Source organism: Shewanella sp. 10B (assembly GCF_023475885.1).
GTDB lineage: Bacteria > Pseudomonadota > Gammaproteobacteria > Enterobacterales > Shewanellaceae > Shewanella > Shewanella mangrovisoli.
This window is the reverse complement of record NZ_JAMDJO010000002.1, coordinates 509551-534157: the sequence shown is the minus strand read 5'-3', so window position 1 is coordinate 534157 and position 24607 is coordinate 509551. Positions and strand designations below refer to the sequence as shown.

The window sequence follows — 24607 nt, the reverse complement described above, 5'->3', positions numbered from 1 at the left end:
CTTAGGAGTAGAAAATGGATTTTATATCAATGCTGTTGAACGAGTATCGTACACTTGTCGTGTTGCTACTTTCTATGATGGCGTTAATCGTGATTATTACGGTTTGGTGGGAGCAAGTAAGTTTTTGGTGGCTTAATACTTGGTATGCATTTCCGTTAATCGGTAAGGAAAGTCGCTTAGCTAAAGATTATGAAACTCAGGTTAAAAATCATGATAAAGAGTGGCTTAATAGTGAGGTCGCATTATGTGCCGATTTTGCTGCTCACTATGAAAAAGTCAATAAAGATGAAGAGCTTTTTAGTAAGAGTCAGGATTACTTAGGTAAAGTGACTGAAAATGGACGTAATAATCTCCATATATTGGGTTGGATACTGATTGCTGCTTTAGTCTTCGTTGAAGCAATGGGGTTTAGTTATGTTCTTTCTGGTTTTACTATTCCAGGGGCTTCTGAAAAGCTACAACAGCAAGGTGCTATTGGTATAGCTTTTATTATTTCAGTTTTACTTGTTGGTTTAACGCATTTTACTGGGCATGAATTACACGCTAATTCGTTAATAATAAAAGCTAAAGTATGGTGGAAAAATGCGAAAAATCGAGATAAAACTACATCTGAACTAGCTCCCAATACCCGAATTAATTTAGATAAAACCTTTGAAGATGATGATGAACCTCAGTACAAACAACTCATCAGTCGAATTTCAACTAATGCAGAAGTAAAACCACGCTATTTGATTACAACAATCACCGTGATTGCGATTATAGTGATAGCAGTATTAGCGACTTATGTACGTGGTCAAGTTTTAGAAAAAATGCATATAGATGAAGTGAATATCAAACAGTCTGGTGTAGTTTTTCAAGAGCAAGACCCTTATGCTGAAGCTCCTCCCGCTATATTGGTTCAAGAAGCAAAAAATGCAGTTGATAAAGCTGGTGATGATGTTTGGGAGCGTGAGCAAAAAGGAGGCTGGGGGACATTTATATTTTTAGCATTCTTATTTATTCTTCTGCAAATTTTTGGAATTTTAATTGGCTTTAAAACAGGTTTTGCAGGCAAGCATTCGAAAGATGCTCGTAAAGAAATTGGTAACTTTAAGAGTGAACGTGAGTTTAAAACTCATTATTCTCGTTTAAAGCAGCAGGTTGCACGTGTAGCGCAGAAACGCCTAACTAATTTGCAACAACGAATGAACCAAAAAGCCGAAGTAAATTGTCAAGATCCAAAGGTGTTAGAGATGCTTGAGGGGTGCGGACGTCGTTCATTTCTTACTTATATGGATGACTTAGGTAATGCTGAGAATAAATATACACAATCCGCACGTTTACGTGAACATCAAGGAATCCATAACCCGCAAGAAACAATTCGTCCAACAGTTGTTACAGCTAACAAAGTGGCTAATCTAGAAACACCAGAGTCAATGGAGGCAAGATTACAAGCCGAAATTCTTGCAGAGATTAATGCTAAAAAAGCCGCGAAAATAGAGACTCCTGAGCAGGTAGAACAACGTATTCGGCAGGAGTTACTGGCTGAAATCGCTCAGCAAAAAAAGGTGGCTGAAACTGAAGAACAAATGCGAGAGCGCTTACGAAAAGAACTGCTTGGAGAATTAAGCTGATGCCTCGAATAACAAAACTCTCTAAGTATGTACTTCGTGGCTTGTTTGGTACGATTGCCATAGTATCAGGGTGCTTGCCTGTTATTGCGGGTGAAAGAAATGATATTATAAGTTGTTACGATTTTGCGAAAATCGAGCCATCAACAGCTAAGGTTGTTTCTGGTAGACATTTATTTGTTGCTATTGATGGTACGTTTTCACCAGATATAAATATTAAAAAGTTGGTGCATGAAAAAGTGCATCGCTTTTTGCAGCCTGGTGATAAAATCACCATCATTAGCTTCAGTGCCTATGTAAAAGATTTTTATACTGATGTTTTATTTAGTGGAAGATTAGACACTGATATAGAACAAAGGGATGATGTTTCTAAAAAGAGCTTGATGACCTTTGATAGTTGTATGGTTAAACAGGCTCAGTTTGTTAGGGCTAAAGTAGATGCTCATATAAAGCATGCTTTTAAACCCAATGATTCTGATGTACCTAAAACAGAAATACTCACCAATTTATCCCAAGTTATTGCACCGCAAATAGCAGCAAACCAAGGCGAGCGGCGGGTACTTCTGTTGGTTTCTGATATGGTTGAAAATTCAGATATCACGAGTTTTTACAGTAAGAGTGCAGTGAAAGTCATAATACCAGAACAAGAAATGCAGAGAGTCCAAAAAACGGAAACGTTAAGCGATTTTAAGCAAGCTGATGTTTACGTATTAGGGGCTGGTTGGGTTCCTGCTACGTCAAAAGGATTTAGAGGTAGTCAGGTCATGATCCCGCTGAAACAGTTTTGGCAACAATACTTCGAGGCATCTAATGCTCATTTAAAGGAGTTTGGCCAACCTGTTTTAGTCAGTGATATGTAATAAGCAATAAAAAAGCCAGACTGAGTCTGGCTTTCGTTTATCAATAAGTCATTAGGACTTAGGCTTCGCTATCACCCAGTGACAGCAATGTCGCGTTACCACCGATAGCGGTGATGTTGTTAGTGCGCGTCTTTTCAGTCACGAAGCGAGTTAAGTAGTGTGGACCACCGGCTTTTGGACCTGTGCCTGACAGACCTTGACCGCCGAAAGGCTGTACGCCAACGACTGCGCCGATTTGGTTACGGTTGATGTACACGTTACCTACGTTAACCTTGTCAGCTACTTCGAGGGCGTGGCCTTCGTTACGGCTGTGGATACCTAAGGTTAAGCCAAAGCCTGTGCTGTTGATTTCATCGATCACATGGGCAAGTTCAGATGCCTTGTAACGGATCACGTGCAGGATTGGACCAAAGTGTTCTTTTTCAAGCACTTTGATTGAATCAATTTCAACGGCGGTTGGTGACACAAAGTGACCATTCTCGGTACCCGCTGGCAGTGACATTTGCTTGATCAACTTACCGACTTGCTTGATGTGGTCGATATGGGCGTCAAGGTTAGCCTTCGCGGTCGCATCGATAACTGGGCCTACGTCAGTTTTCACTGAACTTGGATTGCCAATCACTAGCTCATCCATCGCACCTTGGAGTACATCGATAACGCGGTCTGCAATATCTTCCTGTAGGAAGAGTACACGCAGCGCCGAGCAGCGTTGACCCGCACTGGTGAAGGATGAAGACACTACATCGTTAACCACTTGTTCTGGCTGAGAAGTAGAGTCAACCACCATAGCGTTTTGACCACCGGTTTCGGCGATTAATGGAATAATTGCGCCTTCACGGTTGGCCAGTGTGCGGTTGATGAGTTTGGCTGTGCCCGTTGAACCGGTAAAACATACGCCGCCGATGCGCTCATCTGCCGTCAGTGCGTTACCTACGGTAGCGCCTGTGCCGGGTAGATATTGCAGCACGTCCGTTGGAATACCCGCTTGGTGTGCAAGCTGCACTGCGCGGTAACCAATGATAGAGGTTTGCTCTGCAGGTTTAGCTACTACAGTGTTACCCGCTGCTAGGGCTGCTGATACTTGGCCTAAGAAGATAGCGAGTGGGAAGTTCCATGGGCTGATACACACGAAGACACCGCGACCTTGGAGGAAGAGTTCGTTTAACTCACCCGTTGGGCCTGGGAGCAGTTCAGGCTTTGACATCAACTTCTTAGCTTGCACCGCGTAGTAGCGGCAGAAGTCTACGGCTTCACGCACTTCGTCGATACCGTCTTGAATGCTCTTGCCCGCTTCACGGGTACACAGAGCAATCAGTTCTTCGCGGTTTTCTTCTAACAGATCAGCAAGCTTTTGCAGGGCAGAGGCGCGCACTTCAACCGGAGTACGAGTCCAAGTTGCAAACGCCGCATCGGCAGAGGCGACAGCTTGTTCGATAGCCGCTTTGTCGGCAAAGGCCACTTGACCCACGGTTTGAGTAGTATCGAATGGGCTCACCACGGTTTTGTGCTCGCCAGTTAAGGTTTGACCATTAACTAGAGGGCCCGCTTGCCACTGCGTCGATTTGAATTTGTCTAAGGCCGCGAAGAATGGCTCTGCTTCTGAAATGATGTTCATATTGAGTCCCTTGGAATTTTTGCGATCGCTACCGAAGATGTCGGTAGGTAAAACGATTTTGTTGTTAGCCAGGGTTTTGTAGCCTGTCAGGGTTTTCAGTGGGTGAACCACTAAAGACTCGATAGGGGTTTTCGGGTCGACCAGCTTGTGTACGAACGAGGTGTTCGCACCGTTTTCCAGCAGGCGACGCACTAAGTAGGGCAGCAGATCTTTATGGGCACCGATAGGGGCGTAGATACGTACCGCTTTCGCGCCAGCTTCCGACAGAATGGTGTCGTACAGCTCTTGTCCCATGCCGTGTAGACGTTGGAATTCGTGGTTACGATCGCCCGCCATATCGGAAATTGCCGCAACCGTTTGCGCGTTGTGGCTGGCAAATTGTGGGTAAATCGCGCCGCGGGTGGCGTCGGATAACAGGTAACGCGCACAGGCTAAGTAAGACACGTCGGTACCGGCTTTGCGGGTGTAGAGTGGGTAAGCAGCTTCGCCAGCTTGTTGTGCCCATTTCAGCTCGCTATCCCAGTAGGCGCCTTTCACTAAGCGAACTGGAATTTCGTCACCTTGTTCTTTCGCTAGGCGGGTTAACCATACCAGCACCGGCAGAGCGCGCTTAGAGTAAGCTTGCACTACGATACCGAGTAAGCCCCAACCCTGAGTGGCGTCAGAATTAAACAGTTTTTGGAACAGTTTGAGCGACAGTTCGAGGCGGTCAACTTCTTCGGCGTCGATAGAAATACCGATATTTAAGCCACGGGCTAACTTAATCAGGCGAATAACTGTGTCATACAGCTCGGTCAGTACACGGTCTTCGTTAGCGACTTCGTAACGTGGGTGCAGTGCCGACAGCTTGATAGAAATGGTTGGGCGTGGAGATTCGTTTTCGTTATAGCTTTGCGCGCCTAACTCGGTAATCGCATTGGCATAATCGTTAAAGTATTTTTCGGCATCTTTACGCGTCAGTGCGGCTTCACCCAGCATGTCGTAGGAGTGGGTGTAACCTAATTTACGCTTGTCTTCGCTGTTCTTGAGCGCTTCTTTCATGGTGCGACCGAGAACGAACTGCTTACCCATGATCTTCATCGCTGCCATCATGGCTTGGCGGATCACTGGTTCACCTAAGCGATTCACTAAACGGCTTAACAGGTTGCTTGGCGTGCCATCGATTTTTTTATCGAGTTTGACGATTTTGCCAGTGAGCATTAAGCCCCAAGTGGAGGCGTTAACCAGTACCGAATCGCTCTTGCTTAAGTGTTCATCCCATTTCGCGCCTGAGAGTTTATCTTCAATTAAAGCATCGGCAGTGGCCGCATCGGGAATACGCAGCAGGGCTTCGGCTAAACACATCAGGATAATCCCTTCCTGTGTTTCTAAGCTGTATTGCTGCAGGAAGGCGTCGATGCCAACCATTAAACCTTTCTTATCGAATTGACGAACTTTGTTGACCAGTTCGTGGGCACGACGAGTGACGCGCTCGATGGCTTCATCACTGGAGGGCACTAGTTTGATTAGCTCTGACAAGTATTGTTCTTCATCGACAATGTAGTTGTCGGTGACGGCTTTGAACAGTTCGTCGAGATTGGCAGAATCGTAGCGGCCTGCCAGCACTTCACTCGCTTTGAACATAGTAATCGCTTCCATCTTGGCCAGTTGTTTTGGGCTCTATTGTTGAAACAAAAATGGGGGGCGCGAAACGCATTTGATATTTTGTATACAATATGAAGCTTTGCGCGCGCAGATTATACAACCAAAATGTGACGGACAACACTATAGCGTGAAAGAATGTGAAGATTGTTTGATTAGCTTGTTACGCACCAGATGTAACGCTCAATTGACAAAAAAGCCAGTGTTTGAAAACACTGGCTTTTGATTTTACTTTCAGTGGATTCGCGTAAAAATTTACATCCAACGCTTTTTATTACGGCGTTGCGGTCTTGGCAGATAAACCAAAATCACCCCGACCACTAAACCGGCGGCGGCGATCAGTCCACCTTCACGCCATAGGGCAAATTGAGCTTCCTGAGCGCTGCGATCCACGGCCACTTTCAAACTATCACGCTCTTGAGTAGTTTTGCTGAGCATAGTTTCGGCTTCGGTCAGCTTGGCTTTAAGCTCGGCCACTTCATCGGCATGGTTATCGGTTGAGCTCATCACTTCGTCCAGTTTAGCTTTGGCTTCAGCCAGTTCACTGGTGAGTGACGATACTTGCTCGCGGAAACTGGGTGCCGAGCTAATCATGTTAGTCGGTATCCAACCTTCACGGCCCTTGTGGTCGACAATTTTGGAGTAATCGCCTTGAGTTTCGCCTAATAAGGTAATTGGTTGACCCGCTTCAATTGAGCCTAAGATACGGTAGTCTGTACTCGGACCATTGAGAATATAAAGAAACACGTTGTCCGAGATATAGCGGGGTTGGCCTTCGGCCAGCAGGTTGGGGGAGAGTAACATCATTCCCACCAGAGTCAGCATTCTTAACACTTTTGTATTCTCATCAACGAAATAGTGACCACATGCTAGGGATTTGAGGCCTGCAATGCAAGAGGGAAGTCATAGACTTCCCTCAACTTTGCCGCATCCATGCTAGCGATTCCTGTGTGTTTGTGCGTTTCTAAGGCAAGCTTGCCATAGTCACCTTGGGCTTCTTAGTTAAAGATACCTTTAATCATAAAGAAGAAGATGATCGACAGACCCGCACCCGCAGGTAAGGTGACCACCCAAGACACAACGATATTACGCACTACGCCGATATTGATTGCAGCAATACCACGGGCCATACCCACACCTAATACCGCACCCACTAAGGTTTGTGTGGTAGAGATAGGTAAACCAGTACCAGAAGCAATAACGACAGTCGAGGCTGCGGCTAATTCGGCAGCAAAACCACGGCTTGGCGTTAAGTGAGTGATGTTTTTACCAATGGTTTGCATCACGCGCTTACCGAAGATTGCCAGACCCATCACGATACCAACGGCACCTAAAGGCAGGATCCACCAAACTAACGGAGACTTAGACGCAATTTGACCGCCACTGTTTACCACAGAGACAACCGCCGCTAATGGGCCAATCGCGTTAGCTACGTCGTTTGAACCGTGGGCAAACGCCATACAACAGGCAGTGAGCACCATCAGGATAGCAAACACTTTTTCAACGTTAGCGTACATGGTTTTGTGGGTGGCTTTCTCATCCATTTTTAAACGAGAAATTACCACTTTACCCACGATACCCACGATCAGCGCAATCACGCCGGCTAACATGTACGCTTCGGCACCTTTTAAGTGAATACCAACGTGTGATAAACCCTTAAGGATGGTGACTAACGACATGATAAAGCCCGCAAATGCCATGTAGAAAGGCACATAGCGTTTCGCGTTAGCGAGTGGGTTATCTGTGTTGAAAATCAGTTTTTGCGTGCTTTGGAACAGAATGAAAGCCATAAAGCCAGAGATTGCAGGGGTGATGACCCAAGAGCCAACGATACCACCGACTTTTTCCCAAGCGACTGAATCAGTGCCAACACCCACAGCCGCGAAGCCGATAATCGCACCCACGATTGAGTGAGTGGTCGATACTGGCCAGCCTAAGGCTGATGCGACAACTAACCAAATCCCTGCGGCTAACAGCGAGCCAATCATGCCGTATACCAGCAATTCAGGGGTTTGGGTAAAGTAGCTTGAATCAATAATACCGTTACGGATCGTACTGGTTACTTCGCCGCCGGCTAAGTAAGCACCAGCAAATTCGAAGATCATTGCGATAATAATCGCTTGTTTAATAGTAATCGCGTTGGAACCCACAGAGGTTCCCATTGCATTGGCCACGTCGTTCGCACCAATACCCCACGCCATTAGAAAACCAAACGCGGCCGCAATGGCAATAAGCCACGGCCCATTAGTGGCTAAGACGTTAGCCACCTCCATACCTGCATCAACCATATTGATACCTTGATAACCTTATTTATTAAACGCGAGCCAGCATAAGCTCAAGACGCGAACCGACTCGTTCGGCAAGATCTGCAAGACCGCCGACCCATTCAATCGTTTTATAGAGGAACATCACATCGACAGGATTCAATTCTGATTCCAATGCAAATAGTTGACGACGCAATTGAATTTGCAGATCGTCAGTATCTTCTTCGATGATATCGAGTTCGTTGATCATTTTAGCCACTAAGTCGACTTCACGACCGCGGAAACCTGCTTCGAGCAAATCTTCGAGTTCGTTAATGACTTGTTTTGCAAGACCTACTGCGTCGATACAACGTTGTAGATACGCAATAAAGGGCACTTGCATGACCTGAGGGATTAATAATTGACGGCCGATAACACGACCAGAGATATCTTTTGCTTTGTTAGCGATTTTGTCTTGTTGAGTCAGTAGTTCCAATAGATCTGTACGCTCAACTGGCATAAACAAACCGCTTGGCAGAGTGAGGCGAATTTCACGCTTGAGTGAGTCACCTTGCTTTTCCGCTAAACTGATTTGCTTGCGTAGTTGAACTGCGCCATCCCAGTTACCTGTGATGGTGGCTTCGAAAAAGGGGACCAGTAACGATGCGCAATCGTAGACTTTGTCCATGTGCTCTTGAAGAGGCTTGATTGGCGATTTTGCAAACACGCCCAAAATAGAGTTTACTGGCATTGCCGTTTACCTATTTAGATTGTTCCATGATTGGAAAAAGCGGGCGCATGTTACCCTATGCGTCCGCGTATTGAAACTGTGTTTTTTGAGAAAAAATCACAGCTTTATTCTAACGGGTTATATACCAACTTCAAAACCAAATCCTACGGGATTTTTATGACACATTTGTGACATTATGAACTAAAAGTGACGCATCAATGAATCTTTGATGACAAAATGAGCGGTGCCGCAATGAATGCAGAGATAGAATTAAAACTGTTTTTCCTCCCTAAGTTTCAAGAATCCTTGATAAATAAGTTAGATAGCCTGCCAAACGCCACTCCGCAGGGAAAGCGCCGCTTAAGCAACGGTTACTTTGATACACCCGGATTACAATTACGCCAATGGGACATGGGGTTAAGGGTGCGCGGGTTCGATGGTCACAAAGAGCAAACCATTAAGACGGCGGGGCAAGTGGTTGGCGGGATCCATTCGCGTCCCGAATATAACGTCACCATTGAAGCCGACAGCCCAAATTTAAGCCTCTTTCCCGCCGGTATCTGGCCCGCGAATGCCGATTTAGCCTCAGTGCAAGCGGCGCTGGGCTGCGTATTTCACACCGATTTTTATCGCCGAGCTTGGCATGTGAGTCTCGGAGAGAGCCTTATTGAGGTTGCCTTGGATACTGGGGACATTACCGCTAATGGTCAGCATGAAGCCCTCTGCGAACTCGAATTTGAGCTATTGTCGGGGGATGCCAGTGCCTTATTAACCTTGGCGACACAAGTGGCCGACAGCGTTCCTGTTCGTTTAGGTAAAGCCAGTAAGGCGCAGCGCGGCTATCGACTCGCGGGGCAATCTAAACCGTTAACCTTGAGTGCACTCGAGTTTTTACTGTTGCCTGTGCCTGAGGATCTCAATCTTCATCAGCCTCACCAACAGGACTTAACCGCTACTTGCCAAGTGCTATTGGAAACCGCGCTCGAGCGTTGGCAGTTGCTCGAAGCCATGATTACAGAAGAACAAGATAACGAAGCCGTCATTGCCCTGTGGTGGCGGATGCGCGCCTGTATCCGTTTATTACGGATGACGCTGAGCCAGTTTGGCCTCGCTAATGCTACTTTGATGCGGCACTTTACTCTGATTGAATCCCAGCAGGTGTTCATTGAGGAGGCACAGGCCCTAGCAGCTTTGCTCGGTAGTCAAAAAGGCTTATTCACTCGGCACGACGCCCGTCAAGCCTTGATGCAACAACTACAGCTGCAATTTGAGGCCACGGATATCTCTGGGCGGTTAAACTCACTTTGGCAAAGTCTTGAATACGGTCAATTGCAGTTAGCAATTGTCGAGATCCTATTGGCGCTCAGCGCGGGTAAACTCGAGCTGCCCGCAGAGCTTGGGTTGTCCCAGCATGCTGATCATGCGCAGGAAGCCTCATGGCAGGCGGTTTTGGCTGCGATGCCAAGCGATAAGACCATGACAGCCGAGGATTATTTGCAGTGTGCAGCGTTACTCGATGAGAGCATTCAAGTCGGGCAAGCCTATGGGCTTTTGTATGAGGCAAAATCTCGCGATGCTTTCAGGGCACCTTGGCAGGATTTAGTGTTAGGGATTAGAACCTTGGCCTGTTATCAGCAATTAACGCTGGCGGCGCAAACCCTTGGCATCGACTTAAGCGACTGGCTTGAGGCTAAGCAGCAAAGCTTACTCTTTGCGATGGAGGCGTCGAGACAAAACGCGATGACGCAAACAACCTATTGGTAGCCGATTGGTCGACACCACTTTGAATAAGGCTTAGGAAGGCAATGCCTTCCTAATTCTTTTGGGCTTCTAATGCTTGTTTTAACTCGGCAATTTTGGCCAACATTTGCGCCTGATTCTGCTCCATCTGCCGCTGGTTTTCTTCCATTCTGGCAAGAGCCATTTCGAGTTCGCTTTTAATTTCTGCCTTATGCGCGTTCTGGCGTTCTTGGCGCTCACTTTCATCGGGGGCGACAAATACCGAGGCCATATAACCCGAAATCACCCCGAAAAAACTGACGCCACTGACAATTACTATGCCGCCCACAATATGCCCTGCGGTGCTGACGGGATAAAAATCGCCATAACCCACGGTCGAAATCGTCACTAAGGCCCACCAAATGGCCTGCTCGGCGGTTTGGATATTGGCACCTTCGGTACCACTTTCGACAATCAGAATGATGATAGAAGCGAAGGTTAAAATGGTCACCATCGCGACCAGTAAACTGGCGAGGGTGGCTTGTTTACGCTGCTTTATCAAGGGAATAAGGTAAGAGCGACTCATGCGGATTAAACGAATTACCCGCAAAATTTGGAACACCCTCGCGATGCGTAGTGCCTCGATGGCGGGAATACTGGCGATAAAATCGATCCAATGATGGCGCAGATAAAAAACTTTATCGCGTGCGCGAAACAGGCCAACGAAAAAGTTGACCATAAAAATCATGCAAATCGTGGTATCGATAAAAAACAGTAATCGGTAGGTTTCTTTGTCGAGTCGGCCAAAGGTCATCACTAACACTATGATGACCGAGAGCAGCGACAACAGCATCATGGCGAATTCGAAGGGAGATGGATTACCCAAAGAGCGGAGCGACCAAGGGGTTTTATCTGTCATGCCTAACATGATCCCTGTGTTTTAAGGCGAATGTCTAAGGTAAAAGAGTTTACGCTATGAGTAAATTAACTTTGTGATAAATTGCCCGACTTAGGTTTATCGGGCGCTTAAATGCTTAGAGGCGTAACCACAATTAATCTTCGGCGACAAAGCGTACTAAGTCTTCGAGTACGCGGCGTTTAATCTCGAGCTGAGAATCGGCGCTAAGGCCGTATTTTTCAGCGAGTTGTACATAATCTTCGGCGTTGAGTGAGACGGTTAAGCGGGGACGCGTCGGACGTTTTGAAACACTTAAGCCCAAAATGGTACGGATCTGATCGGAAGGGCTGACACCCGCATCGAGCGCGGCTTTACGAATAGAATATTGAAACTTTTCATCGAGATCGAAGGCCACTTGCGTCGCTTTTGCGGCTTGCTGGTTCTTTTGCCATTGCTCTGGGAGAGGGTGTTTCGTTTTACTCATTAGGCGTTACCTGTTGCTATCAACCGTACATTTCGAGCGAATTTATTGGGATTGTAATGGCTTAAGCGATAAAGTGCGAGTCGCGCACTTTATCGTATGCTAAAGCTTACTGACCGGGCCAGTAGTCGCGAATGTCCGACAAGGGGCGGTATAAGGTCAGTACTACATCGGTATCGCCTCCCTCGTACACTTCGACTTCTACCGCGCGGCTTTCGTCATCATCGAGCAGTAAATAATATTCGAAGGGCTCGCCGGTTGCACCATTGGCATCCTGCGGTGGTTTTAGGCCGCGGTAGTCTTCACGGTGAAAATAGCCAAACAGCGCAAAGGTTACTTGATGATATTGCTTACCCAGCCATTGTTCGAGCTGCTCGGCTAGCTGTGGCGATAACTCTTGGGTGGTGAGTTCGGCGTGGCCTGGTTCATCGAACAGAGTGCTGAATTGCTCTAAATCGAATAACTGTTCCACCTGTGCGCGGGTAATTTTAAGGGAGAAGGCGAGGTAAGTTTCATCGTCTTCTTCAAGACTCAAAAATAGCGTCTCGCTACCATGCCCTTTTAGCACCCACTCGGTTTGCTGATTGCGTTCAAACTCATAGGTATTCACCGCTTCGACTTTCAGTTGTTGACCGCGCAATTGTGGCGGCAGAGCAAAACTATTGTCGATGGAGATCATATCGCCGATCTTGAGCGCAGAGGGATGATTGAGTTCACGCGCTGGCGGCGCCTTTTTACCAAAAATACTGTTAAAAAATCCCATATTCGCTCCTAAACAGTGCGCACAATGCCAAAGCTCACGCTATGGGTGATTGGACATATTCGCGTGTCTAAAACAAAAAACAAAAAAGCCGAGCACAATAGGGGGTGATGGTCCCATCGGTGCTCGGCGTTTGGTCAATCATGAATTAGCTTTTACGTGCCTTGATACGTTCGAGCACGGCGTTGGCATTCGATTTTTGCTCACCAATGCCTGCTTCGGCTAATTTGGCCTGCAATGATTTATCGCTGCCTTCTTCGGCTAAGGTTTCAGCGGCTTTCAATCTGTCGTCAAACTGTTGTTGACGCGCCTTGATACGCTCTAATGAATCTTTGGCATTCAGCAGCTTAGAGTTGCTTGAGGCAAAAGAGTCGGTAATGGTCGCCGTCGCCTTTTGTACGCTTTCAGTGGTTTTAACCATGCTTAACTGACGTTGATAATCAGACAGTTGACGCTCGGTCTTCTTCACTAAATCTTTCAAGCGTACTGCATGGGCGCTGAAGCTATCATTAGCAGTTTGCTGCTCAGCTAACTCTTGCTCTAATTGAGCAATTTTTTCAGCCACTTCAATGGCTAAGGCTTCATTGCCTTTATCTAAAGCTTGCGTTGCATAGCCTTCATGTTCGGCAATTGAGCGCTTTAAGCGGTCAACTTCACGGCTGGCTTGCATTTCTTTCGCCATCACATCGGTCAGTTCGCGCTTGGCGTTGGTTAAGTGTTTCTCGGCATCACGGATTTCCTGTTCGAAAATACGAGTCGAGTTTGCGTCTACGATGCTTTGGCCAACTTCGGTGGCACCACCGCGAAACGCTGTTAAAATTTTGTTCAGAATGCCCATGATTGTGGCTCCTTATTTCAGATAGTCGACCATTTCATCGATAACTTCTAAGCAGTTATCGGATAAGACTGCTAACTCTTGCTCGATTTCGAGCATGCTAGATTGCAGAGACAGTGCGCCGTAAACCACGTATTTGTCATCGATTTTGGCAAAGGCTGACAATGGCATTGGAATGTTTAATTCGAGCATGGTTTCAAACATTTCGCTGCGACGTTCTTGGTTTACTTCGTTCTCGCCCCACAGGTAGCTGATGCAGAGAATTTGGTTGTCCGTCACCGATACGAATACCGGGATTTCTTCACGGCCGACCACATTCACTTGCAACACTTCGACTTCACCATCAATTGGATAACAATCGAATTGGAAGCCGGTCTGGCTGTTATTGCCAAGGCTGTTGAGGTGATTAGCAAGAGTATGGATATTCATATTTGTCCTTATTGACATATTATGTCTGTGTTCAAAGATAGCACCGAGACATAATATGTCAAGCACTATCTTTATCCGTTAAAAAAGATCCAGTCCTTGGGTTTCGGACCATGCCTGTTGATGATAATGGTACAACTGTAACGAACCGAGTTCGTTAGGCTTAATACTGGCGGCGTCCTGATAAAAATTGGCAGGAAATTCAAAGGCGCCTTTGACTAAACCTAAGGTTAACCAGTCATCCGCTATCGGTAGTGCTGTCAGCTCGCCAAGGCGATGCTGAGCATCCTTTCCCGATAGGGTGGCAATGCTCCAGCCCCATTCTCCAAAGCTTGGGACGTTATGGTGATACTGTTTTACGTCAAACCCCGCTAAGGCCAAGGTTTTGGCTACCGAGATAAAGGCCTTTTGCGCGTGATAGGGCGAGGTTGACTGTACAGTCAGAGCGCCGTCACTGCTCATTAGTTCCTTGAGCTTGCGATAGAAATAATCCGAATAGAGCTTATTTAAATCGGGGTGGCTAGGATCGGGCAGATCCACAATAATGGCATCGTATTTATCCCCTGCGGCAATCAGTTTATCGACACCATTAAAGGCGTCGTCGTGGATCACGTTAACGCGAGGATCGTTAAAGGCATTGCCATTGAGAGCTAACAGGGCTTGGCTTAGGCGCTTAGGCATATCCGTATCGGGCGTTTTAAAGAGTTGCACCAATGCGGCATCAAGATCGAGTAAGGTCACTTGCTCAGGCTCCCAACGCAGCACTTGCTTTAGGCCCAACCCATCACCACCGCCAATGATTAATACATTGTTGTGGCGAGCGCTGGCTGCAAGCGTTGGGTGAACTAAAAACGCATGGTAGATGTGTTCATCGATACTCGAAAACTGTAGTCGGCCATTGATATACAAAGAGTATATGGGGGAGAGGCCATTGCCGCGTAAGCGTTCGGTAAAGGTGAGTTGTTGAAAGCGCGTGGCCTTAGCGTAAACCACTTTGTCTTTATAGAGCAGATTGTTGAACTGTTGCTCCCAACTCGGCCCTTGAATGGCGAGCAATAATAATACGCCCGTGACCACAAAATGCCCCGCGAGCAATAATTTCGCCCTTTGGATCTTGGGCCAAAAACGCCAGATAAACACAAAGCCGGCGAGCAAGTTAAAGCTAGCGGTCAGCGCGGCGGCGAGTTGAATATCGATGGCCAGCATAAAGCCGACCCAAATGGCCGCACCAATCCCTGCGCCAATATAGTCGGCGCCATAAATAGTACCGGCATTATGCAGTAAGTGTTCATCAGACAGGGATTGTCTCACCCTCGCGATCAGCGGAATTTCCATCCCGATCATCAAGCCGAGTAGCACGCCCCAGACATAGGGCAGATGTTCGCTCAGCTTTTGCAGCGAGCCAATCATGCCACCTTCTGGCAGTTGATCTGGTGGTAAACCTAAGGTGGAGGCGATAAGCATCGGCAGTTGCTGACCAAAACCTATAACGGCTGCGGTAATTAAAATCGCCAGCGAGCCACAGAGCGCGACCGTGAGTTCCAGTACCACAAAGCCTGTAAAGGCATCTTTAATTTTGCGAGCGGCAAAGGCGCCAAGACCCATGGAGACGATCATCAGGCCGATCATAGTGTAAATGGCGGCTTCTAACGCGCCTAAGATCCGGCCTGCGTAGTGGGACAACAGGTATTCGTAGATCAGGCCGCACCCAGCGAGTACGGCCATAATGCCCAACAGCAGGACATCATCGAACCAGCTTAGGCGACTCGTTTTTACCGCTTGAGTCGCCGAACCGGTTATTTGGGATTCGTGCATTGGATTATGCCATTAGGGCCGTGAGAATAAGTGCGATAGCAATACTGATGGCCATTTCTACGGCAGCGATACCAATGTTGTGCTGTCTTTCAACCTCATCCGCTAAATCGATTCGTGCCAATACCAGCTTTTTGATCACAAACAGCAGCAGTGTCAGTACGACCAGCATGATGATGGAGAACACTAACCAGCCGATGATGTTAGTCACATAGGCCGTTGGGTTGAACAGGATAAAATGACTCGCGGCATTAAAGCTTAGTGCCATGGCGATCATAAAGCCTGCGTGGCGAATGGCTAACGCCGTGTGGCCTTGGGCGAGCGCCTGTTGCATGGAAGAGTCTTGATTACGACTCGCGAAGCGTTTTTCGCGTAGGCGGGTGAGTAGCACTAGCATCAACTGCGAAATCGCAAAGGCGCTGAAGATGGCGATAAAGGTATCGAGTGTTAAATCCTCGGCCCATAACAGTACGGCGCGAATAATGATCGCGGTAGCGATGGCCGCGCTTGCATCCACAATGGCGACTGACACATTACCTTTAAGGATTTGCTGATTCTTATCTAACTCGTTTAGCGCGATTTTGTCGTGTAAAAAGCGCCCGAGCTTAATCAGCACTAAACCAAATAATCCGTAGGCGCTCATGCCAATGGCTTCGGTTAAATACGAGGGCGCAGCGGCGCCAGTAATTGCACCAGTCAGCACTATGCCTAGCGCGGCAACGGCACCGGCGGTGCTGATCCCAAAGGCAAAGTTATCGCGTTCAGCCAGTTCTTTACTGCTGTTGACTCTGACGCTCCAGCCCTGCAAATAACGCATTAATGTCAATAAGATAACCGCAATAGTGAGGTCAATTGCCAGTATAGTGACTAGCTCTGGTGTGATACCGAAATCCTGAAATAATGTCATGGGAGATCCTTTAGTTTACTTGCCTCGGCGCACACTGCGGGTCGTGCGGTTGCTGGAATTACGGAAACTGCTGTCTTTAGAATAATTTGAGCGAAATTTACTGCCCGACTGCGCGCTCGACTTATTCGCAGTGGTATTGGTTTTAGGCGCGCTGCTGCTCTCACGGGAGAGAGCCGTGGCACCCGTGCGCGATTTTGAATAGGGGCTGTCGAAGCGTTTTCCTTGAGAATCGAAACGTTTTTTGGTCTGCTCGAAGGTTTTTTCCTGCGCCTGTGCTTGTTTTGGCGAAGTATAGCGATAGCGACCTACGTCGTTGTAATAACTGTAGCCACGGTTACCCGACCAGCGATCGTAATAAATGGGGCGGTGGAAGATATTCGAAAACATCGAGTACATGCCGTACCAAGCCCAGAAGGACATGCCGCTTGAGTCTGTCTGCCAACTGCCGTAAGCCGGGTTACCCACCAATTGGCTTCCTGGACCAAAATCTTCGGCATTATTGGCAAGGGCCGCCGCTTCACGGCTAATCGCATTCACACGGGCAAGCTTGCCCTCCGACATATCGGCAATCACGTTGACGGGATCGGAAAGCATGTCGTTATACAGGCTGGGATCGGCCGCTTGATAAAGGTTCTCAACCTCGGCGAGTTGCTGGTCGAGATCGGTAAAGTTAGCCGAGTTTTTGGCATCGTCTAAGCGGCGCTTTAGCGAGGTATACATTGGCCCTTCGGCGGTCGAGTCCTTGGCTAATTCATCCAAGAGTGGCGCGAAATCGGGCTTTTGCTGTTTGAGCAAACTGCTATATTGCTTGAGCAGATTGGCGTTACGTACTTGGCCGTCCTCGAGCATGGTATTGAGTGTCGAGAGGCGCTGCTGAGTGAGTTGTTGATACTTCTCAATTTTCTCTGGCCTGTCATCGCCACAACCCGTAAGCGATAAGGTCGCGGCCAAAATGAGTATCGACGTGAGAACCCGCATTAGCATTCCTGCCATGTTTTCTCCAAAAGTGCTGAAATAAAACTCAAATATGGGCGGACAATAATAATCTAGTTGCCCAATATGTTTGCCTCACAGGTTATAGTACCCTAAACAGCCAAGAAAGAGGGGGCCACTTTCTGTTGGGCTGAGCTTGCATTTGCCATGGAGGGAAATTTGCCTTGAGGCATGGCAATGGCATCAAACCTGATGTGGCTTCATTCTATATCATTTACGACATAATATGTCGACGTTTAAATTTGTTAGGGATTATTATGGCCGTACAAAAAGACAGTAATAAGTCATTGTCTCCCCTCATCAATCAAGCCGCTGAGCGGCATTGGGCACGCCTCGCCGAAGTATGGTCAGAAGGACTGGCAAATTTAACGCCTGCGCAGCAGCAGGAACTGAAAAACGTTTTAGGATTAAGCGATTATATCGCAGCGCAATTAATTCGGTCACCCGAGTGGATTAACACTTTATTCGCGGGCGATTTGCAGCAAGTGGAGCGGCAGACCTTTGATGCCCAGTTACACGATCAGTTAAGTAGTGCGACGACTGAAGATCTCGCAAAACGTCAATTACGCCGATTCCGTAACTATCAAATGGTGCGTTTAGCCTGGCGAGATTTTTTAGATTACGCCAGCTTAGAAGAGTCACTGTTAGACCTCTCGGCACTCGCCGAAGCGTTAGTGATAGGGGCAAGGGATTGGCTCTATAAAGAAATGTGTGCCCAATATGGCACGCCAATGGATAAGGCGGGCAATCCGCAGCCATTGCTTATTTTGGGCATGGGCAAGCTCGGTGGGCGTGAGCTTAACTTCTCCTCCGATATCGACCTGATTTTTACCTTCCCCGAACATGGCGAAACCGTGGGTGGGCGCCGAAGCCTCGATAACCAACAGTTTTTCATCCGTATGGGGCAGCGGCTAGTTAATTTACTCGACCAAATTACCGTCGATGGGTTTGTGTTCCGCGTCGATATGCGCCTGCGTCCCTACGGCGAGAGCGGTCCATTGGTGGTGAGCTTTAGCGGTCTTGAGGATTATTACCAAGAGCAAGGGCGAGACTGGGAACGCTATGCCATGGTCAAAGCCCGCTCGCTTGGGCCTTGGAACCATTTTTCCGACGAATTACACAGCTTGCTGCGCCCCTTTGTCTATCGCCGCTATATCGACTTCTCGGCGATTGAGTCCCTGCGCAAAATGAAACAACTCATTGCCCAAGAAGTGCGTCGCCGTCAGTTAACCGACAATATTAAACTCGGTGCCGGCGGGATACGTGAAGTGGAGTTCGTGGTGCAAAGCTTCCAGCTGATCCGCGGCGGTCGTGAACCCGCCCTGCGCCAGCAGAGCCTATTTGGAGCCATGGACACCCTTTACAGCCTAGGGCAATTCGAGTACTTGGCGGTCGATGAGCTAAAACACAGCTACTTATTACTGCGCCGAGTCGAGAACCTGTTACAGGCGATTGATGATAAGCAAACCCAGACTCTGCCAAATAGTCCCCTCGATTGGGCAAGACTTTGCGCAGTGCTGGATATGACCAACGAAACCGATCTTCGCACTCATATCGAGGCGGCGATGGCGAAAATTCATCGTCATTTTAAAGCCACCGTGGGCGGTGAAGAAGGTGAGGAAAAAGCCGAGCATTGGACTGCGCAGCTGTGGAATGTGCAGCAGGACGACCACGCAGTTAATCTCCTAGCCGAGCAGCAGATTGACGACGATAAACTCTGGCCGCTGCTTAGCAGTTGGCGCGACACTGTGACGAAACGATCGATTGGTCCTCGTGGCCGTGAGACCCTCGATAAATTAATGCCAAGGTTGCTCGACGAGTTACTCAATCAGCCCAGCCCTTCAGCGGCCTTCGAGCCTGTCTCAAAGGTGCTGGAGCAAATTCTGACGCGCACGACCTATCTCGAGTTGCTATGCGAAAATCCCGGCGCCCGTCAGCAGCTAGTGAGCCTGTGCTGCGCCAGCCCTTGGATTGCGGCGCAGCTCGCTAAATTCCCGATGTTGCTCGATGAGCTTATCGACCCTGCGCATCTGTACGATACGACATCGCTCGATGATTATCCCAGTGAATTGCGCCAGTATCTGCTGCGGGTGCCTGAGGATGATATGGAGCAGCAAATGGAGGCGCTGCGCCAGTTTAAGTTGTCACAGCAGCTGAAAATTGCTGCCGCCGATGTGACTGGCGTTTTGCCTGTGATGCAGGTGAGCGACCACTTAACCTTCTTGGCCGAAGCCATTATCGAGCAAGTGGTGATGCAGGCATGGCAGCAAGTAGCGGTTCGCCATGGTGTGCCCTGTTATCTTGAGGAAGGCAACGACACCGGCTTTGCGGTCATAGGTTATGGCAAGTTAGGTGGTATCGAACTGGGTTACGGTTCGGATCTGGATTTAGTCTTCCTCTACGAAGCGCCCGAAAACATGGCCAATAGCCTCACCAATGGCGATAGACCGATAGAAGTGGGCCATTTTTATTTGAAACTGGCTCAACGTATTCTGCACTTATTCTCGACCAGAACCACCTCGGGTGAGTTGTATGAAGTGGATATGCGCCTGCGTCCGTCTGGCTCATCGGGCTTAATGGTGAGTGAGATTGCGCGCTTTGGCGAGTATCAAACGCAGGAGGCCTGGACTTGGGAGCATCAAGCCTTAGTGCGTTCACGTTTTGTGTTTGGCGATAATAGTTTAGCCGCTAAATTTAGCCAGATCCGCGCATCGGTGCTTGAGCAACCAAGGGAAAAGGACGAGCTGAAAAAGGCCGTGCGTGAGATGCGCCAGAAGATGCGCGACCATTTACTCAAGGTCAGTGAAGGTGAATTCGATCTGAAACAGAGCCCCGGCGGGATCACGGATATTGAGTTTATCGCCCAATATTTAGTGCTCGCTCATGCCCATGAGTATCCCGAGTTGTCGATTTGGTCTGATAACGTGCGTATTTTTGGGGTGTTGGCCGAGCTTGAGCTTTTGCCGCTAATGAGCGCGCAGCACTTAACCCAGAGTTATTGCTGGCTAAGGGATGAAAATCATCGCCTCACCCTGCAACAAAAAGCCGGTAAGTTAGCCTACGCCGATGTGGAAGAACATGCTGAAAGGGTGATGAATATTTATCGAAATATACTCGAATAGCTAAAGCCACGGAGGAATAGCAGGGCGGTTAACGCCATTCCTTGCTGTTCCACTCCTTGGGCTTAGACTAAGCTTGATTAAGAGCCGTTAGCGGAGCGTACTATGCAATTACCTCCAGTTCCTGAAAACGAGTTGCAGCGTTTAGCTACTCTAAGAGCGCTGAATGTACTCGATACCGATGTCGAAGAAAGATTCGATAGGATCACTCGATTGACTCGGCGGATCTTTGCCCTGCCCATTTGTTTAGTGACCCTAGTGGACGCGAATCGCCAGTGGTTTAAATCTCGCCAAGGGATAGAAGTGGAGCAAACCCCTAGGGATATTTCCTTTTGCGCCCATGCGATTAATCATGATGGGATTTTCGTTGTGCATGATGCGCTAAAGGATCCACGCTTTTGTGATAATCCTTTAGTCACTGAGCCGCCCCATATTCGTTTTTATGTGGGTTACCCTCTTACCATCCAAGGGGAATATCGGGTCGGTACTCTGTGCTTAATCGGTAATGAACCGCGCGATTTTACCGAAGAAGATGCCGAAACCTTAACGGATCTCGGGCAAATGGTGGAAGCCGAGCTCTTGTCCATCGCGCAAAATACCTTAGATCCACTGACCATGATCTCCAATCGCCGAGGGTTTGAGTTGCTCGCCTATCAAGCGCTGGCGAGTTGTCGTCGTACCGATGCCGAGGCTGCCTTAGTCTTTTTCGACCTCGACTTTTTTAAGGAGGTAAATGATAGTTTTGGCCATCGCAAGGGCGACCAACTGCTCTATGACTTTGCCCATATTTTGATGGCGGCTTTTAGGGAGTCCGATGTGATTGCACGGCTAGGCGGCGATGAGTTTGTGGTGCTATTAAGTTTTATCGAGCGCGATACAGTGAACTTTGCGATTGAGCGCTTTAAGCTGTTACTTGCCGAGTATAATCAACAACATTCAGAGCATTCCCTCGAAACCAGCATAGGCATAGCCCATTGGTCACCAGCATCCGATATGAATCTGGATGATCTACTCGATGCGGCCGATCGAGCCATGTATCGAGATAAAGCGGTGCATCACTCGGATAAGCCTTAGTTAATCGAGTCGCTGACTCAGTGATAAACAGATTTATAAGATAAAAAGGGAGACTGTAGTCTCCCTTTTGCGAGGGAAGTTTAAGCGGTAATTTGTAACACCCAGTGCTGATACAAGGGCAAACCGATTAACACATTTACCGGGAAGGTAATCCCCAGTGACGCTAGCATAGCCAAACCGATATTGGCCTCGGGAATGGCGGCGCGGATGGCGGCAGGCGCTGCAATATAGGAGGCGCTGGCACTTAAGGCCGCAAGCACTAAGATGCTACCTTCGGGCAATTCCAACCATAAACCGACACCGATACCACACCATGCCAAGATAAATGGCGTCACGGCGGCAAACACTAACAGGCGCCATTGTTGCAGTGGCAGCGGTAAACAGACTTTCGCCGTGACTAAGCCCATCTCCAGTAAAAACAGTGCCAGTAGGGTTTTAAAGCCACCGAGCAGCACAGGTGTGAGAGGGGCTAGTCCCGTCGGGCCATAGAGCCAACCTATCACGACACCACCTACCAGTAGCACGACGCCACGGCTGGTTAGCGCCTCGTGTAACACACTGGATTTATGGGCCGTTGGCGCGGCATCTTGCTCCGCCTGTTTTGAGCTTAAGTATCTGTGCAGCCAGAGCATAACTACAATCGCGGGCAGTTCGAGTAGCACTAGGTATAGGGTGGTTTCGGGTCTTAATGTCATCCCTGATTTTTCCACCATGGCGAGCACCACCGCAAAGGTGCCCGCACTGACCGAACCATAATGGGCGGCGATACTAATGGCATCGGTTCGACCGAGTTGCACTAAGCGGGTCAGCACAGGGTAAAGCGCTAAGGGGATGAGTAAACCTAAGGCGACCACAGCAACCAATTCGGTGATCACTAGGTTTTGGGTATGACCGTGCAGCGCCATACCGCCCTTAAGCCCTAAGGTCAGCATTAACAAAATCGAGAGGGTTTCGTAGATGGCGGGGGGAACCTTAAGATCGGATTTAACTAAACCGGCGAGTAAACCTAAGGCGAAAAACGCAATGACAATATCTGGCATAAGTATCTCATTAATAACGACATCAACAGAATAATGCGCCGAGAAAGTTCCACGGGCATCGATGGCTGGAGATTCTGAACCCAATTCGTTATATTGAAAAATAAATTGTTTACAGATTAGGTATAGATAATCATCTATGGATAAGTCTTCCCAAGGCCAACTTAAGCTTCGGCACTTAAGCTTTCGTTTGCTCGAGGTGTATGTGCAGGTTGTCAGGCTTGGCAATATCTCAGCCGCCGCGCGCGCCTTGCATCTCACTCAGCCGACGGTCTCGCTACAACTGAAAAAATTGGCGGATATTTTGGGTGAGCCTCTATTGGTAAGCGCAGAGGGGCGAATGCAGCCAACCTTAGTCGGGCAAGAGCTCTATCGGGTTGCCTGCGATACCTTGAGTCGTTTTGAAGACTTCGATGCCTTTATCCAACAGGCGAGGGGCGGCAGTGTGGGTCATATCAATATTGGTCTAGTGACCACGGCAAAATACGTGATGCCTCGGATTCTAGGGGCCTTCTATCGCCAATTTCCGCAGGTTAAAGTCACCTTAAATATTGGCAACCGTGCACATATTTTGGGGCGATTCGAGCGCCAAGAAGATGATTTATATCTCTTTAGTCATCCACCCAGTGGTGAGCATGTGTTATCGGCGCGGATCATTAAAAATCCGCTGCAACTAATAGCCCCTAAGAACCATTGGGCGGTTGAGCGCCAACACCTCAACTTTAATGAGTTGAAACAAGAGCGCTTTATCATGCGCGAGCCGGGCTCTGCCACACGGCTAATGTTTGAGTCTTGGTGTAGCGCCCAAGGCATTGCCTTGAGCGACACTATGCAAATTGAGAGTAACGAGGCGATTCGGTTGAGCGTGGCGTCGGGCTTAGGCTTATCGGTGATTTCGGCCCACACGTTGCAGGAAGGGCGTGAAAAACCTGCAATATTGTCGGTGAACGGATTTCCACTGGAGAGTAACTGGTATCTGGTGGGACGCAGGGATAGGCGCTTACCCTATGCTGCCATGCAGTTGGTGTCGTTTATGGCGAGCCAACTTGCCGACTGTATTGAACCTGAATGGGTTGCCGCGGATATTCAGCAGTTAAGCCAGCGATTCAATGGATGATACTTATCTTGGCGCGGCAGTGAGGATAGGGTAGTTTAGGCTAAAAATGTCGGTGCAGATGTTCAGAGGAAAATAAATGGAGCTAGATTCGTTGCTGATGTTTGTGATTGCGTGCCTCTCAATCAATCTGATCCCCGGGCCAGATGTGGTCTACATCGTTTCGAACACTATGAAGGGTAAGATGGCCAGCGGTCTTAAAGCGGCGTTAGGATTAGGCGCGGGTTATTTTGTGCATACCTTGGCCGCTTGCTTAGGGCTCTCCGCCATTATCTTAAGTTCGGCCTTGGCCTTTAATATAGTGAAATGGCTCGGTGCGGCTTACTTATTGTATTTAGGTGTAAAAGCTCTGATATCCTGCTTGCAGGGCCAGAGCAGAATAGTGATTGGCGACAACGTCACGTCAAACACCAATGTGTTTTTACAGGGCATGGTGGTGAGTGTGTTAAATCCTAAGGTAGCGCTGTTTTTCCTATCATTTTTACCGCAATTTATCGACCCGACCTCGGGCGAGGTTGCCACGCAACTGTTAATCTTAGGTTTACTCTTCAGTGGCCTAGCAACTTTGGTTAACCTGCTATATGCCGCCTGTGGCAGTTGGCTATTTAATCGAGCCGATTCACAGCGTTACGCTCGCGGACTTGAGGGCGTTTCCGGCGTGTTACTGGTCGGTCTTGCCGGAAAAGTCGCTATTAGCGACTGATAACCTAAGCGTCTGCCTCTTACTCTCTGC

20 protein-coding genes are annotated in these 24607 nt (G+C 48.3%); 7 read left to right on the top strand and 13 right to left on the bottom strand.

Annotated features, from left to right (window positions below; genetic code table 11):
* The first annotated feature begins 14 nt into the window (after positions 1-14).
* Both M0415_RS09785 and M0415_RS09780 read left to right on the top strand, forming a co-directional pair.
* Positions 15-1613, top strand: a complete 1599-nt coding sequence (locus tag M0415_RS09785) for a hypothetical protein (protein ID WP_249554016.1) — start codon at positions 15-17, stop codon at positions 1611-1613.
* On the top strand, positions 1613-2470 hold the full coding sequence (locus tag M0415_RS09780) for a hypothetical protein (protein ID WP_249554018.1): 858 nt from the start codon (positions 1613-1615) through the stop codon (positions 2468-2470). The genes M0415_RS09785 and M0415_RS09780 overlap by 1 nt, the downstream gene beginning before the upstream one ends.
* A gap of 58 nt (positions 2471-2528) precedes the next feature.
* Here M0415_RS09780 and putA read toward each other — a convergent pair whose 3' ends face one another.
* The 4 genes from putA to M0415_RS09760 all read right to left on the bottom strand — a co-directional run bounded on the left by putA (position 2529) and on the right by M0415_RS09760 (position 8720).
* Positions 2529-5723, bottom strand: coding sequence for a bifunctional proline dehydrogenase/L-glutamate gamma-semialdehyde dehydrogenase PutA (putA, locus tag M0415_RS09775; protein ID WP_249554020.1), 3195 nt, complete (start codon positions 5721-5723; stop codon positions 2529-2531).
* Positions 5724-5981: 258 nt separating this feature from the next.
* Entirely contained in the window at positions 5982-6530 is a 549-nt protein-coding gene (locus M0415_RS09770) for a TIGR04211 family SH3 domain-containing protein (protein WP_164717988.1), read from the bottom strand.
* A gap of 194 nt (positions 6531-6724) precedes the next feature.
* Complete coding sequence (locus tag M0415_RS09765) at positions 6725-8014, bottom strand: inorganic phosphate transporter (protein WP_086902064.1); 1290 nt, start codon at positions 8012-8014, stop codon at positions 6725-6727.
* 25 nt (positions 8015-8039) lie between these two features.
* Positions 8040-8720 carry a TIGR00153 family protein gene (locus M0415_RS09760; RefSeq protein ID WP_011623862.1) on the bottom strand — a complete coding sequence of 227 codons (681 nt, stop codon included), beginning with the start codon at positions 8718-8720 and terminating at the stop codon, positions 8040-8042.
* 231 nt (positions 8721-8951) lie between these two features.
* Here M0415_RS09760 and M0415_RS09755 point away from each other — a divergent pair, with 231 nt between their 5' ends.
* Positions 8952-10463: a CYTH domain-containing protein gene (locus tag M0415_RS09755; RefSeq protein WP_249554022.1), complete on the top strand. Its 1512-nt coding sequence runs from the start codon at positions 8952-8954 to the stop codon at positions 10461-10463.
* A 49-nt stretch (positions 10464-10512) separates the two neighbouring features.
* On the opposite strand, the gene M0415_RS09750 is transcribed toward M0415_RS09755, so the two are convergent.
* The 8 genes from M0415_RS09750 to M0415_RS09715 form a co-directional block, all read right to left on the bottom strand.
* Positions 10513-11337 carry an ion transporter gene (locus tag M0415_RS09750; protein ID WP_249554024.1) on the bottom strand — a complete coding sequence of 275 codons (825 nt, stop codon included), beginning with the start codon at positions 11335-11337 and terminating at the stop codon, positions 10513-10515.
* Positions 11338-11470: 133 nt separating this feature from the next.
* Positions 11471-11800 (bottom strand): hypothetical protein, encoded by a 330-nt coding sequence (locus M0415_RS09745; RefSeq protein WP_011715971.1) that lies wholly within the window; start codon positions 11798-11800, stop codon positions 11471-11473.
* Between the two features lie 106 nt (positions 11801-11906).
* Complete coding sequence (locus M0415_RS09740; RefSeq protein ID WP_249554026.1) at positions 11907-12560, bottom strand: DUF4178 domain-containing protein; 654 nt, start codon at positions 12558-12560, stop codon at positions 11907-11909.
* A gap of 145 nt (positions 12561-12705) precedes the next feature.
* Positions 12706-13395, bottom strand: coding sequence for a PspA/IM30 family protein (locus tag M0415_RS09735; RefSeq protein WP_011715973.1), 690 nt, complete (start codon positions 13393-13395; stop codon positions 12706-12708).
* Positions 13396-13407: 12 nt separating this feature from the next.
* Complete coding sequence (locus M0415_RS09730) at positions 13408-13821, bottom strand: YjfI family protein (protein ID WP_007645549.1); 414 nt, start codon at positions 13819-13821, stop codon at positions 13408-13410.
* A 78-nt stretch (positions 13822-13899) separates the two neighbouring features.
* On the bottom strand, positions 13900-15633 hold the full coding sequence (locus M0415_RS09725) for a polyamine aminopropyltransferase (RefSeq protein ID WP_249554028.1): 1734 nt from the start codon (positions 15631-15633) through the stop codon (positions 13900-13902).
* A 4-nt stretch (positions 15634-15637) separates the two neighbouring features.
* Positions 15638-16537, bottom strand: a complete 900-nt coding sequence (locus M0415_RS09720; protein ID WP_011623854.1) for a DUF350 domain-containing protein — start codon at positions 16535-16537, stop codon at positions 15638-15640.
* Positions 16538-16552: 15 nt separating this feature from the next.
* Positions 16553-17530, bottom strand: coding sequence for a hypothetical protein (locus tag M0415_RS09715; RefSeq protein ID WP_011715975.1), 978 nt, complete (start codon positions 17528-17530; stop codon positions 16553-16555).
* 257 nt (positions 17531-17787) lie between these two features.
* Between M0415_RS09715 and glnE the strand changes: the two genes are divergently transcribed.
* Together glnE and M0415_RS09705 are read left to right on the top strand one after the other, a co-directional pair.
* Positions 17788-20652, top strand: coding sequence for a bifunctional [glutamate--ammonia ligase]-adenylyl-L-tyrosine phosphorylase/[glutamate--ammonia-ligase] adenylyltransferase (gene glnE, locus M0415_RS09710; RefSeq protein ID WP_249554030.1), 2865 nt, complete (start codon positions 17788-17790; stop codon positions 20650-20652).
* 102 nt (positions 20653-20754) lie between these two features.
* Complete coding sequence (locus tag M0415_RS09705; protein WP_249554032.1) at positions 20755-21723, top strand: GGDEF domain-containing protein; 969 nt, start codon at positions 20755-20757, stop codon at positions 21721-21723.
* A gap of 80 nt (positions 21724-21803) precedes the next feature.
* On the opposite strand, the gene M0415_RS09700 is transcribed toward M0415_RS09705, so the two are convergent.
* Positions 21804-22763, bottom strand: a complete 960-nt coding sequence (locus M0415_RS09700) for a sodium-dependent bicarbonate transport family permease (protein WP_249554034.1) — start codon at positions 22761-22763, stop codon at positions 21804-21806.
* 136 nt (positions 22764-22899) lie between these two features.
* Between M0415_RS09700 and M0415_RS09695 the strand changes: the two genes are divergently transcribed.
* Both M0415_RS09695 and M0415_RS09690 read left to right on the top strand, forming a co-directional pair.
* On the top strand, positions 22900-23877 hold the full coding sequence (locus M0415_RS09695; RefSeq protein WP_249554036.1) for a LysR family transcriptional regulator: 978 nt from the start codon (positions 22900-22902) through the stop codon (positions 23875-23877).
* A 76-nt stretch (positions 23878-23953) separates the two neighbouring features.
* Positions 23954-24577: a LysE family translocator gene (locus tag M0415_RS09690; RefSeq protein WP_249554038.1), complete on the top strand. Its 624-nt coding sequence runs from the start codon at positions 23954-23956 to the stop codon at positions 24575-24577.
* Positions 24578-24607: the final 30 nt, after the last annotated feature.